The following is a 12,465-nucleotide window of genomic DNA, read 5'->3' as shown; positions in this document are numbered from 1 at the left end:
CACCTTCCCGCAGGAGCGCCCAGCCGTGCGTATCGCAGTCACCGGCTCCATCGCCACCGACCACCTCATGACCTTCCCCGGCCGATTCGCCGACCAGTTGGTCGCGGATCAGCTGCACACGGTCTCCCTCTCCTTCCTGGTCGACAACCTCGATGTACGCAGGGGAGGGGTGGCGGCCAACATCTGCTTCGGCATGGGGCAGCTCGGCACCCGCCCCGTCCTGGTCGGTGCGGCGGGCTCCGACTTCGACGAGTACCGCGCCTGGCTCGACCGCCACGGTGTGGACACCGGCTCCGTACGGATCTCCGAGGTCCTGCACACCGCGCGCTTCGTCTGCACCACGGACGCCGACCACAACCAGATCGGCTCCTTCTACACCGGCGCCATGAGCGAGGCCCGCCTGATCGAGCTGCAGGCCGTGGCCGACCGGGTCGGCGGCCTCGACCTGGTCCTGATCGGCGCGGACGACCCGGAGGCGATGCTCCGCCACACCGAGGAGTGCAAGACCCGCGCCATCCCGTTCGCCGCCGACTTCTCGCAGCAGATCGCCCGCATGGGCGGCGACGAGATCCGTACGCTCCTGGAGGGGGCGACGTACCTCTTCTCCAACGAGTACGAGAAGGGGCTCATCGAGTCCAAGACCGGCTGGACCGAGGCGGAGATCCTCTCCAAGGTGGGCCACCGCGTCACCACCCTGGGCTCGCGCGGGGTACGCATCGAGAGCGTCGGCGGGCCGGTCATCGAGGTGGGCTGCCCGGAGGAGGAGGCCAAGGTCGACCCGACGGGTGTCGGCGACGCGTTCCGCGCCGGCTTCCTGTCCGGCCTGTCCTGGGGCGTCGGCCTGGAGCGCGCCGCGCAGGTCGGCTGCATGCTGGCCACGCTCGTCATCGAGACGCTCGGCACCCAGGAGTACACCCTGAGCCGGGCCCACTTCATGGACCGCTTCACCAAGGCGTACGGGCACGAGGCCGCGGCCGAGGTCCAGGCGCACCTGGCGTAACCGGCCACCGGCCACCGGCCCGGCCCCCCGTCGCGGCCCACCGCCCCGCTGGGCCCACCCTCCGTTGTGGGCAATCGTCCCGCAGGGCGTGGGGGTCCCCCCTGTTCGAGCGAAGCCGAGAGCTTGGGGGAGGGTGGGCACAACGGGACAGGGGCGGTGCCTGTTCTCGGCGAGCCCGGGTGCGGGTCGGTGGGCCGGGCGGCGACCCCGGCTGGGTGGGGCCGGACGCCGGGTCGGGTCGTGTCAGGTCAGGCGGCGTACCACGTAGGCCGTGCCCTGGTCCACCGGGTGCTCGCCGATGTACTCCTGGCCGCGCATCTCGCACCACGCCGGGATGTCGAGGCGGGCCGCCTCGTCGTCGGAGAGGACGGTCACGGTGCCGCCGACCGGGACGTCGCCGAAGATCTTGGCCAGCTCGATCACCGGGATCGGGCACCGCCTGCCGAGCGCGTCCACCACCAGCGACTCCCCGCCCCCGGTCGTGGGCGTGGCGGCCGGCGCGCCGAACCGCTCGCGGATCCCGGCCACCACGCCCGGCAGCACCTCCAGGAACCGGTCCACGTCCGCCTCCGCCGTGCCGAACGGCAGCGACACCCGGACGTTGCCCTCCGACAGCACGCCCATGGCGCGCAGGACATGGCTGGGCGTCAGCGTGGAACTCGTACACGACGAACCGGAGGAAACGGAGAAACCGGACCGGTCCAACTCGTGCAGCAGAGCCTCCCCGTCGACATAGAGACACGAGAACGTCACCAGATGGGGCAGCCGTCGCACCGGATCGCCGACCACCTCCACGTCCGGCACCAGCTGCGGCACCCGCATCCGGATCCGCTCCACCAGCTCGCGCAGCCGCCCGGCCTCCGCCTCGGCCTCGGCGCGCACCGCCCGCAGCGAGGCGGCCGCGGCCACAATCCCCGGGATGTTCTCGAACCCGGCCGCCCGGCCCGACTCGCGCTCGTCCGCCGGGCCTTGGGGTGCGAACCGCACACCCTTGCGTACCACCAGCAGCCCGACCCCCGCGGGGCCGCCCCATTTATGGGCACTTGCCGTGAGCAGTGACCAATCGCCCGCCACCGGCGCCCAGGGCAGCGACTGCGCGGCGTCCACCAGCAGCGGCACCCCCGCCTCCCGGCACGCCCGGGCCACCTCGGCCACCGGCTGCTCGGTGCCCACCTCGTGGTTGGCCGACTGGAGGCAGGCGAGCGCAGTATCGTCCCGCAGCGCGGCGGCGTACGCGTCCGGCGCCACCCGCCCGGCGCGGTCCACCGGCACCTCGGTCACCGCCCCGCCGTCCGCCTCGTGCGCGGCCGCCGCGTGGAGCACGGACGAGTGTTCCACCGCCGACACGGCCAGATGCCGCCCCACCCGCCGGCGCCCGGCGAGCGCCCCGGCAACCCCGGTGTGAACCGCCCGCGTCCCCGAGGGGGTGAACACGAGCTCGTCGGGACGGCACCCCACCGCCTCCGCGGCCGCCTCCCGCGCCGCGTCCAGCAGCAACCGCGCCCGCCTCCCCTCCCGGTACAGCCGGGCGGGATCGGCCCACCCCTCGTCCAGCGAGGCCTGCAGGGCCTGGCGGGCGACCGGGTGGAGGGGGGCGGACGAAGCGGCATCGAAGTAGGGCACGCCTCCACGCTAACTCCGCGGCGCCCCGCCAACGCCGGGGCACCCCGCCCATTCCGCGGCGCCCCGCCAACTCCGGGACATCCCGCCGACTCCACGGCGCCCCGCCAACTCCCGAACCTCTCGCCGACTCCAGGGCTCCCCGCCCCGGAGGCCCATCCGCCCCCGGAGCGCGCGGCGGCCGGCGGCCGCCGACACGTCGAACAGGCGCCCGGGAACCGGGCCCGCTTCCCCGAAAGAGGGGCCCTGCGGCGCGTTGGGCACCCTCCCCGCGCGACCCCAAATAGCGTCCAGTAGGGTTTGGTCCGCATAAACATCCAAACCCCTGCCCGCGTCAGGGCCGGCGACCGACCAGCGTGACGGCCGCAGCCGACCGCGCGGGCGAGACTCTCGGGAAGGCGCTACGTGAGTCCCAACGGCTCCGACCGCTCGTCGCGGCGCCCGATGCGGCGGAAGCTGCCGCAGGTGCTGACTGCGGGCCTGATCCTGGCGACCGCCACCGGTTGCACATACAAGGACTTTCCCCGCCTTGGAATGCCCACCCCAGTGACGGAGGAGGCTCCCCGGATCCTCTCCCTGTGGCAGGGCTCGTGGGCGGCTGCGCTCGTCACGGGCGTCCTCGTCTGGGGCCTGATCCTGTGGAGCGTCATCTTCCACCGGCGCAGCCGCACCAAGGTCGAGGTTCCTCCGCAGACCCGGTACAACATGCCCATCGAGGCGCTGTACACGGTGACCCCGCTCATCATCGTCTCGGTGCTCTTCTACTTCACCGCGCGCGACGAGTCGAAGCTCCTGGCTCTCTCCAACAAGCCGGCCCACACCATCAGCGTGGTCGGCTACCAGTGGAGCTGGGGCTTCAACTACATCGAGAACGTCGACGGCAAGGCCGACACGGGCACCGCGCCCGCCAAGGAACTCGCCGTCATTCCTGACAAGTACCAGAAGCAGTTCCCGCAGGGGGCCGAGGGCGTCTACGACTACGGCATCCCGGGCACGCGGAATCCGCAGAACGGCAACCCCGGCCCGACCCTGTGGCTGCCGAAGGGCGAGAAGGTCCGGTTCATCCTGACCTCCCGTGACGTCATCCACTCGTTCTGGGTCGTCCCCTTCCTGTTCAAGCAGGACGTCTTCCCCGGTCACAACGTGAACGTCTTCGAGGTGACCGCGACGGAGGAGGGCACCTTCAAGGGCAAGTGCGCCGAGCTGTGCGGCGTCGACCACTCCCGGATGCTCTTCAACGTCAAGGTCGTCTCGCCGGAGCGCTACCAGCAGCACCTGAAGGAGCTGGCCGAGAAGGGTCAGACGGGTTACATCCCGGCGGGCATGGAGATCACCGACTCGGCCAGGAACTCGGAGAGCAACCAACTGTGAGCATCCTCAACGAACCTCAGGGTGCCGCCACGGCAGCCGACGGCTCGCGTGAGCCGTACGAGAACGAACTGCCCGTGCGGCGCAGGCACCCCGGTGGTGTGGTCGTGAAGTGGCTGACCACCACCGACCACAAGACGATCGGCACGCTCTACCTGGTCACGTCGTTCGCCTTCTTCTGCATCGGCGGTCTGCTGGCGCTCTTCATGCGCGCCGAGCTGGCCCGTCCGGGTACGCAGATCATGTCGAACGAGCAGTTCAACCAGGCGTTCACGATGCACGGCACGATCATGCTGCTGATGTTCGCGACGCCGCTGTTCGCCGGATTCGCCAACTGGATCATGCCGCTGCAGATCGGCGCGCCCGATGTGGCGTTCCCGCGGCTGAACATGTTCGCGTACTGGCTGTACCTCTTCGGCTCGATCATCGCGGTGGCCGGCTTCCTCACCCCCCAGGGTGCGGCCGACTTCGGCTGGTTCGCCTACGCCCCGCTGTCGGACGCCGTCCGCTCGCCGGGTATCGGCGCCGACATGTGGATCATGGGTCTGGCCTTCTCCGGCTTCGGCACGATCCTCGGCTCGGTCAACTTCATCACCACGATCATCTGCATGCGCGCGCCCGGCATGACGATGTTCCGGATGCCGATCTTCACGTGGAACGTGCTGCTGACCGGTGTGCTGGTCCTGCTCGCCTTCCCGGTGCTGGCCGCCGCGCTCTTCGCGCTGGAGGCCGACCGCAAGTTCGGCGCCCATGTGTTCGACGCGGCCAATGGTGGCCCGCTGCTGTGGCAGCACCTCTTCTGGTTCTTCGGCCACCCAGAGGTGTACATCATCGCCCTGCCGTTCTTCGGCATCGTCTCGGAGATCATCCCGGTCTTCAGCCGCAAGCCGATGTTCGGCTACATCGGTCTGATCGCGGCGACCATCGCGATCGCCGGTCTGTCCGTGACGGTGTGGGCGCACCACATGTACGTCACAGGCGGTGTGCTGCTGCCGTTCTTCTCCTTCATGACCTTCCTGATCGCGGTACCGACCGGTGTGAAGTTCTTCAACTGGATCGGCACCATGTGGAAGGGCTCACTGTCCTTCGAGACACCGATGCTCTGGACGATCGGCTTCCTGGTCACCTTCACCTTCGGTGGTCTGACCGGCGTCATCCTGGCCTCGCCCCCGATGGACTTCCACGTCTCCGACTCGTACTTCGTCGTCGCGCACTTCCACTACGTCGTCTTCGGCACCGTGGTCTTCGCGATGTTCGCCGGATTCCACTTCTGGTGGCCGAAGTTCACGGGCAAGATGCTGGACGAGCGCCTCGGCAAGATCACGTTCTGGACGCTGTTCATCGGCTTCCACGGCACGTTCCTGGTGCAGCACTGGCTCGGTGCCGAGGGCATGCCGCGCCGTTACGCGGACTACCTCGCCGCCGACGGCTTCACCCTGCTGAACACGATCTCCACGATCGCCTCGTTCCTGCTGGGCCTGTCGATCCTGCCGTTCTTCTACAACGTCTGGAAGACCGCCAAGTACGGCAAGAAGGTCGAGGTCGACGACCCGTGGGGCTACGGCCGTTCGCTGGAGTGGGCGACCTCCTGCCCGCCGCCGCGGCACAACTTCCTCACGCTGCCGCGCATCCGCTCGGAATCCCCGGCCTTCGACCTGCATCACCCTGAGATCGCCGCTGTCGGCCAGCTCGAGAACCACGGGCAGAAGGACACCGCGCTGTTCGGTGGCAAGGAGGTCGGCAAGTGAAGATCCAGGGCAAGATGTTCATCTGGCTGGGCATCTTCATCCTCGCCATGGCGATCCTCTATGGCGTGTGGTCGAAGGAGCCGGCCGGTACGACGGCGCTGTTCCTGGCCTTCGGCCTGGCGATCATGATCGGCTACTACCTGGCCTTCACGGCCCGGCGAGTGGACGCCATGGCCCAGGACGACAAGGAGGCCGACGTCGCGGACGAGGCCGGTGAGGTCGGCTTCTTCTCGCCGCACAGCTGGCAGCCGCTCTCCCTGGCGATCGGTGGTGCGTTCGCCTTCCTGGCCATCGCGCTGGGCTGGTGGCTCCTGTACTTCTCCGCCCCGCTGATCCTGATCGGTCTGTGGGGATGGGTCTTCGAGTACTACCGGGGCGAGAACCAGAACCAGTAGGTCCGTCGCTCGGACGCAGGGGCCCGGCAACCTCCGTACGGAGGTTGCCGGGCCCCCGTTTGTGGTCATCCGTTCGGAGTCATCCCGCGTGCCACTGTGGGCATACCTTCCTACGGTGTGGTTATGAGCAACACGCCCCGCATGCGCACCGCCATAAGCTGCATCCTGCTGGTCGCCGTCACCGGCGCGAGCGCGACCGCGTGCGGCGGCCCGGACGGCCACCCCCTGTCGGCGGAGCCGTACGACGCGGCCCGCCAGGTGGGGTTCAACACCCCGTCCGGCACCGCCAAGGCGGCTCTCGACAAGCCCCTCGAAGTCACCGCCAAGGGCAAGGACGGCCGCATCACGGACGTCACAGCCGTCGACACGGCCGGCCACTACCTCGCGGGCGAACTCTCCGCCGACGGCAGCCGCTGGCGCTCCACGGCTCCTCTGGTGGCCGGCACCCGCTACACCGTCAGGGTCGCCACGGAGGACCGCAAGGGCGCTCCTGGCGCCCGTACGCTGACTTTCGAGACCGCGCCCGCCAAACGGCTCCTGAACGTGAAATTCGGCCCGGAGGCGGGCAAGTACGGCGTCGGGCAGCCCCTCACGGCGGAACTCAGCGCCCCGGTCACCACCAGGGAGGGCCGCGCCGCCGTCGAACGCTCCCTCAAGGTCCGCTCCACGCCCGCCGTCACGGGCTCCTGGTACTGGGTCGACGACAAGAAGCTGCACTATCGCCCGAAGGAGTACTGGCCCGTCGGCGCGTCCGTCACCGTCACGGGCAACCTCGCGGGCGTGAAGGTCACGGGCGACCTCTACGGCGGCTCCGCCAAGCCCCTGAACCTCAGCATCGGCGACCGCGTCGAGGCCATCACCGACGCGGCCGGCCACCACATGGTGGTCAAGCGCAACGGAAAGGTGATCAACACCATTCCGGTGACCACCGGAAAGCCGGGCTTCTCCACCCGTAACGGCATCAAAGTGGTGCTCGGCAAGGAGTACTTCGTACGGATGCGCAGCACCACCGTCGGCATCGCGGCGGGCAGCAGTGAGTCGTACGACCTGCCGGTCTACTACGCCACCCGGGTGACATGGAGCGGCGAATACGTCCACGCCGCGCCCTGGTCCGTCGGCTCACAGGGGTACGCCAACGTCAGCCACGGCTGCACCGGCATGTCCACCAGCAACGCCGCCTGGTTCTACGAGAACGTCCGCCCCGGCGACCTCGTCCGGGTCATCAACAGCGCCGGCAAGGAGATGGACCACTTCGGCAATGGCTTCGGCGACTGGAACCTGCCCTGGGACAAGTGGCAGGCGGGCAGCGCCGCCCGCGCCGACGCCCCCCGCACCGATGCCCTACGGCTCCGCCCGGCTCTTTGAGGCGAGTGTGCCGAAATGGGGTTCCCCCCGCCGAAGGCAGGGGGGAGAACCGAGCCCTGAAAGAGTCACGCCTCCACAGCCAGGCGGCTGCGCAGCAGGGCCGCCAGGGAGTCCGCGAGCTCCACCGGGTCGACCGGGAGGGTCACCGCGGCGTCCGCGCGGCTCCAGGTGGCCAGCCAGGCGTCCTGGGGGCGGCCGATGAGCAGCAGCACGGGCGGGCAGTGGAAGACCTCGTCCTTGATCTGCCGGCACACCCCCATGCCGCCCGCCGGCACCGCCTCGCCGTCCAGTACGCAGACGTCGATGCCGCCCTTGTCCAGCTGGTCCAGCACGGCCGGGAGCGTCGCGCACTCGATGTACTCGACCGGCGGAACGTCGGGCGCGGGCCTGCGGCCGGCCGCCAGCCGCACCTGCGCACGGGTGTTGGCGTCGTCGCTGTAGACCAGGACGGTGGCGCTCGACTGCATTGTTCCTCCGAGTACGTCGGCGGCATGGGCAGGAAGGCAGGTACCGATGGGCCGGATGCTACTCCTGTCCACCCCCGCTCCACACCGGTTCGGACATGCCTTCGACGGTCGCCGCGATGGGCCGTTCGGGCTGGACAGAGCGCACCAACACACCGAACGGCACCCCCCGGAGTGAGGGCGGGATAAGCGACCGACATAATGTCGGTCGTGGCGACAGCAACGACAGTAGAAACCGGGCACGCGCACCCGTCGGTCAATCGGCCGAACCTCACCAGCGTCGGAACCATCATCTGGCTGAGTTCCGAGCTGATGTTCTTCGCGGCCCTCTTCGCGATGTACTTCACCCTGCGATCGGTGACGGGTGCCGAGTTCTGGTCAGAGAAAGCCGACCTGCTGAACTTCCCGTTCTCGGCGACCAACACCACGATCCTGGTGCTCTCCTCACTCACCTGCCAGCTCGGCGTGTTCGCCGCCGAGCGGGGCGATGTGAAGAAGCTCCGGGCGTGGTTCATCATCACGTTCGTGATGGGTGCGATCTTCATCGGAGGCCAGGTCTTCGAGTACACCGAGCTGGTCAAGCACGAGGGCCTCTCGCTCTCGTCCGACCCGTACGGCTCCGTGTTCTACCTGACGACCGGCTTCCACGGCCTGCACGTGACGGGCGGTCTCATCGCCTTCCTGCTGGTCCTCGGCCGTACGTACGCGGCCAGGAGATTCACTCACGAGCAGGCAACCGCCGCCATCGTCGTGTCCTACTACTGGCACTTCGTCGATGTCGTCTGGATCGGCCTCTTCGCCACGATCTACATGATCAAGTAATCGGGGCCGTACCTCGACAGGTACACCCGACACATCCAGCAAGCATCGACGCAGAAGATCCTGACACCGGGGTAATCCGTGAAAAAGCTCTCCGCACGACGACGCCATCCGCTGGCGGCGGTCGTCGTCCTACTCCTCGCGCTGGCGGCCACTGGGGGGCTGTACGCCGCGTTCGCGCCCGCGGGCAAGGCGCAGGCAGACGAAACCGCCCAGTCCCTCGCCATCGAGGAGGGCAAGAAGCTCTACTCCGTCGGCTGCGCCAGCTGCCACGGAACCGGCGGTCAGGGAACCACTGACGGCCCGAGCCTGGTCGGCGTCGGCTCCGCAGCCGTGGACTTCCAGGTCGGCACCGGTCGTATGCCGGCGCAGCAGCCCGGCGCCCAGGTGCCGGAGAAGAGGAACATCTACACGCAGGCCGAGATCGACCAGCTCGCCGCGTACGTCGCGTCCCTCGGCGCCGGTCCGATCACGCCGACCGAGAAGCAGTACAGCCCCGAAGGCGCGGACATCGCCCGTGGTGGCGACCTGTTCCGCACCAACTGCGCCCAGTGCCACAACTTCACCGGTGCGGGGGGCGCCCTGACGCACGGCAAGTTCGCGCCGCCCCTCGACGACGTGAGCCCGAAGCACCTCTACGAGGCCATGCAGACCGGCCCGCAGAACATGCCGTCCTTCCCCGACACCACGATGCCGGAGCAGGAGAAGAAGGACATCATCGCGTACGTCCGGGCCGTGAACGACGACAGGACCGCGACTCCCGGCGGCTTCGCGCTGGGCGGCGTCGGCCCCGTCAGCGAGGGTCTCTTCGGGTGGATCTTCGGTCTGGGTTCGCTGATCGCTGTCGCCGTCTGGGTCGCGGCCCACACCGCTAAGGCCAAGAAGTCATGAGTAGCCAAGAGATTTCCAAGGAGAGCCTGCCGAGCGAGCAGGACACCGCGCACGGCACGGCGGTAGCCGAGAACCCGTTCGCCGACCCGGGGCTGCCGCCCCACAAGCCGCGTATCCAGGACATCGACGAGCGGGCCGCCAAGCGGTCCGAGCGCACGGTCGCCCTGCTGTTCACGGTGTCGATGCTGGCCACGATCGGCTTCATCGCCTCGTTCGTGATCTTCCCGGTCGACAAGATCGTCTATGTCTGGCCGCTGGGTCACGTCAGCGCGACCAACCTGTCGCTCGGCCTGACGCTGGGCCTCGCGCTCTTCTGCATCGGCGCGGGAGCGGTCCACTGGGCCCGCACCCTGATGTCCGACGAGGAGATGGCCGACGACCGGCACGCCATCGAGGCGACGCCCGAGGTCAAGGCCAAGGTCATGGCGGACTTCGCGGACGGCGCACGCGAGTCGGCGCTCGGCCGGCGCAAGCTGATCCGCAACACCATGTTCGGCGCGCTGGCCATGGTGCCGCTCTCCGGTGTGGTGCTGCTGCGCGAGCTGGGCCCGCTGCCCGAGAAGAAGCTGTTCCACACGGCGTGGTCCAGGGGCAAGCAGCTCATCAACATGAACACGCACGAGCCGCTGCGTCCCGAGGACGTCGCGGTGGGCTCGCTCACCTTCGCCATGCCCGAGGGCCTGGAGGAGAGCGACCACGAGTTCAACAACGAGATCGCCAAGGCCGCCTTGATGATCGTCCGGATCCAGCCGGAGGACATCAAGGACAAGCGCGAGCTCGAGTGGTCGCACGAGGGCATCGTGGCCTTCTCCAAGATCTGCACCCACGTGGGCTGCCCGATCTCCCTGTACGAGCAGCAGACGCACCACGTCCTCTGCCCGTGCCACCAGTCCACCTTCGACCTCTCCGACGGCGCCCGCGTCATCTTCGGCCCCGCCGGTCACGCCCTCCCGCAGCTGCGGATCGGCGTGAACGACAAGGGCTTCCTCGAGGCGCTCGGCGACTTCGACGAGCCCGTCGGCCCTGCATTCTGGGAGCGCGGATGAGTACCACGACCGCAACGGACAGCAAGCGGAAGGCGCCCGCCGGCGAGCGGGTGGCCGACTGGGCCGACGGCCGGCTGGGCATCTACGGCCTGGCCAAGGCCAACATGCGGAAGATCTTCCCGGACCACTGGTCCTTCATGCTGGGTGAGATCTGCCTCTACAGCTTCCTGATCATCATCCTCACGGGTGTGTATCTGACGCTGTTCTTCCACCCGAGCATGAACGAGATCGAGTACCACGGCTCGTACGTGCCGCTCCAGGGCATCCGGATGACCGAGGCGTACGCCTCGACCCTGGACATCAGCTTCGACGTCCGCGGTGGGCTGCTCATCCGGCAGATCCACCACTGGGCCGCGCTGATCTTCATCGCCGGCATGTTCGTGCACATGATGCGCGTCTTCTTCACCGGCGCGTTCCGCAAGCCGCGTGAGGTCAACTGGCTGTTCGGCTTCCTGCTGTTCGTCCTCGGCATGTTCACCGGCTTCACCGGTTACTCGCTGCCGGACGACCTGCTCTCCGGCACCGGTGTCCGCTTCACGCAGGGCGCGATCCTGGCCACGCCGATCGTCGGCACGTACATCTCGATGTTCCTGTTCGGTGGGGAGTTCCCCGGCCACGACATGGTGGCCCGGTTCTACTCGATCCACATCCTGCTGCTGCCGGGCATCATGCTCGGCCTCGTGGTGGCACACCTGATCCTGGTCTTCTACCACAAGCACACGCAGTTCCCCGGCCCCGGCCGGACGAACAAGAACGTCGTCGGCATGCCGCTGCTGCCGGTCTACATGGCCAAGGCCGGAGGCTTCTTCTTCCTGGTCTTCGGTGTCATCGCGGTCATCTCCGCCCTGTTCACCATCAACCCGATCTGGACCATGGGCCCCTATCGCCCGGACCAGGTGTCCACCGGCGCCCAGCCCGACTGGTACATGGGCTTCGCCGAGGGCCTGATCCGTGTGATGCCGGGCTGGGAGATCAACCTGTGGGGCCACACGCTCGTCCTGGGTGTGTTCATCCCGCTGGTCCTCTTCGGCGTCATGCTCGTGGCGATCGCGGTCTACCCGTTCATCGAGGCGTGGATCACCGGTGACAAGCGGGAGCACCACCTGCTGGACCGGCCGCGCAACGCGCCGACCCGGACCGCTCTCGGGGTCGCCTGGATCACCGCCTACATGATCATGCTGGTCGGTGGTGGCAATGACATCTTCGCCACCCACTTCCACCTGTCGATCAACGCGATCACGTGGTTCGTCCGGATCTTCTTCTTCGTCGGCCCGGTCATCGCGTTCATCGTCACCAAGCGGATCTGCCTGGGTCTCCAGCGGCGCGACCGCGACAAGGTGCTGCACGGCCGTGAGTCCGGCATCATCAAGCGCCTGCCGCACGGCGAGTTCGTCGAGATCCACGAGCCCCTCAGCCAGGCCCAGCTGCACGCGCTCACCACGCACGAGCAGTACACGCCGGCCGAGATCGGCCCGACGGTCGACGAGAACGGCGTCGAGCGCAAGCCGTCGCGCATGCAGCAGCTCCGCGCCAAGCTCAGCAAGGGCTACTTCGCCGAGGGGAACCAGATCCCCAAGGCCACCGTCGAGGAGTACAAGGAGATCACGAGCGGCCACGGCCACCACTGATCACCTTCCCCCTGGGGCTTCGCCCCGGGGGGCCCCAGAAGGTCGCCACACCGCATCGAGCCCCGTCCATTCACCGGACGGGGCTCTTTGCCGTCCCTGCGTCTCGATAGGCTGTGGTCAT

At 68.4% G+C, this 12,465-nt stretch carries 11 protein-coding genes; 9 read left to right on the top strand and 2 right to left on the bottom strand.

Going from position 1 to position 12,465, the window contains the following annotated elements; all coding sequences use genetic code 11:
- Positions 1-25 precede the first annotated feature (25 nt).
- Positions 26-1,000 carry a carbohydrate kinase family protein gene (locus tag BKD26_RS07835; protein ID WP_084897099.1) on the top strand — a complete coding sequence of 325 codons (975 nt, stop codon included), beginning with the start codon at positions 26-28 and terminating at the stop codon, positions 998-1,000.
- A gap of 243 nt (positions 1,001-1,243) precedes the next feature.
- Here BKD26_RS07835 and BKD26_RS07830 read toward each other — a convergent pair whose 3' ends face one another.
- Entirely contained in the window at positions 1,244-2,623 is a 1,380-nt protein-coding gene (locus tag BKD26_RS07830) for a cysteine desulfurase/sulfurtransferase TusA family protein (RefSeq protein ID WP_084897098.1), read from the bottom strand.
- Between the two features lie 402 nt (positions 2,624-3,025).
- Here BKD26_RS07830 and BKD26_RS07825 point away from each other — a divergent pair, with 402 nt between their 5' ends.
- The 4 genes from BKD26_RS07825 to BKD26_RS07810 all read left to right on the top strand — a co-directional run bounded on the left by BKD26_RS07825 (position 3,026) and on the right by BKD26_RS07810 (position 7,496).
- Entirely contained in the window at positions 3,026-3,991 is a 966-nt protein-coding gene (locus BKD26_RS07825; RefSeq protein WP_084897097.1) for a cytochrome c oxidase subunit II, read from the top strand.
- Positions 3,988-5,736: a cytochrome c oxidase subunit I gene (gene ctaD / locus BKD26_RS07820; RefSeq protein ID WP_084897096.1), complete on the top strand. Its 1,749-nt coding sequence runs from the start codon at positions 3,988-3,990 to the stop codon at positions 5,734-5,736. Before BKD26_RS07825 ends, ctaD begins: the two co-directional genes overlap by 4 nt.
- Positions 5,733-6,131, top strand: a complete 399-nt coding sequence (locus BKD26_RS07815) for a cytochrome c oxidase subunit 4 (RefSeq protein ID WP_084897095.1) — start codon at positions 5,733-5,735, stop codon at positions 6,129-6,131. Before ctaD ends, BKD26_RS07815 begins: the two co-directional genes overlap by 4 nt.
- A 123-nt stretch (positions 6,132-6,254) precedes the next feature.
- Positions 6,255-7,496 carry an Ig-like domain-containing protein gene (locus tag BKD26_RS07810; RefSeq protein WP_084897094.1) on the top strand — a complete coding sequence of 414 codons (1,242 nt, stop codon included), beginning with the start codon at positions 6,255-6,257 and terminating at the stop codon, positions 7,494-7,496.
- Between the two features lie 65 nt (positions 7,497-7,561).
- On the opposite strand, the gene BKD26_RS07805 is transcribed toward BKD26_RS07810, so the two are convergent.
- On the bottom strand, positions 7,562-7,963 hold the full coding sequence (locus tag BKD26_RS07805; RefSeq protein WP_084897093.1) for a response regulator transcription factor: 402 nt from the start codon (positions 7,961-7,963) through the stop codon (positions 7,562-7,564).
- Positions 7,964-8,161: 198 nt separating this feature from the next.
- On the opposite strand from BKD26_RS07805, the gene BKD26_RS07800 reads away from it, so the two are divergent.
- The 4 genes from BKD26_RS07800 to BKD26_RS07785 all read left to right on the top strand — a co-directional run bounded on the left by BKD26_RS07800 (position 8,162) and on the right by BKD26_RS07785 (position 12,344).
- Complete coding sequence (locus BKD26_RS07800) at positions 8,162-8,782, top strand: heme-copper oxidase subunit III (RefSeq protein ID WP_073752150.1); 621 nt, start codon at positions 8,162-8,164, stop codon at positions 8,780-8,782.
- Positions 8,783-8,860: 78 nt separating this feature from the next.
- Entirely contained in the window at positions 8,861-9,670 is an 810-nt protein-coding gene (locus BKD26_RS07795; protein ID WP_084897092.1) for a cytochrome c, read from the top strand.
- Positions 9,667-10,716, top strand: a complete 1,050-nt coding sequence (locus tag BKD26_RS07790; protein ID WP_084897091.1) for a Rieske 2Fe-2S domain-containing protein — start codon at positions 9,667-9,669, stop codon at positions 10,714-10,716. Before BKD26_RS07795 ends, BKD26_RS07790 begins: the two co-directional genes overlap by 4 nt.
- Entirely contained in the window at positions 10,713-12,344 is a 1,632-nt protein-coding gene (locus tag BKD26_RS07785) for a cytochrome bc complex cytochrome b subunit (RefSeq protein WP_084897090.1), read from the top strand. The genes BKD26_RS07790 and BKD26_RS07785 overlap by 4 nt, the downstream gene beginning before the upstream one ends.
- Positions 12,345-12,465 lie beyond the last annotated feature (121 nt).

The sequence above is a fragment of the Streptomyces sp. CB03238 genome, assembly GCF_002099185.1.
In the GTDB taxonomy this organism is placed as follows: domain Bacteria; phylum Actinomycetota; class Actinomycetes; order Streptomycetales; family Streptomycetaceae; genus Streptomyces.
The sequence above is the reverse complement of the archived record's forward strand: the minus strand, read 5'-3'. Positions and strand labels throughout refer to the sequence as shown.

Bases quoted from the DNA above. Each gene is read 5' to 3' on its own strand.
- BKD26_RS07810 (WP_084897094.1), top strand. From the start codon at position 6,255: ATGAGCAACACGCCCCGCATGCGCACCGCCATAAGCTGCATCCTGCTG.
- BKD26_RS07805 (WP_084897093.1), bottom strand. From the start codon at position 7,963: ATGCAGTCGAGCGCCACCGTCCTGGTCTACAGCGACGACGCCAACACC.
- BKD26_RS07800 (WP_073752150.1), top strand. From the start codon at position 8,162: ATGTCGGTCGTGGCGACAGCAACGACAGTAGAAACCGGGCACGCGCAC.
- BKD26_RS07790 (WP_084897091.1), top strand. From the start codon at position 9,667: ATGAGTAGCCAAGAGATTTCCAAGGAGAGCCTGCCGAGCGAGCAGGAC.
- BKD26_RS07785 (WP_084897090.1), top strand. From the start codon at position 10,713: ATGAGTACCACGACCGCAACGGACAGCAAGCGGAAGGCGCCCGCCGGC.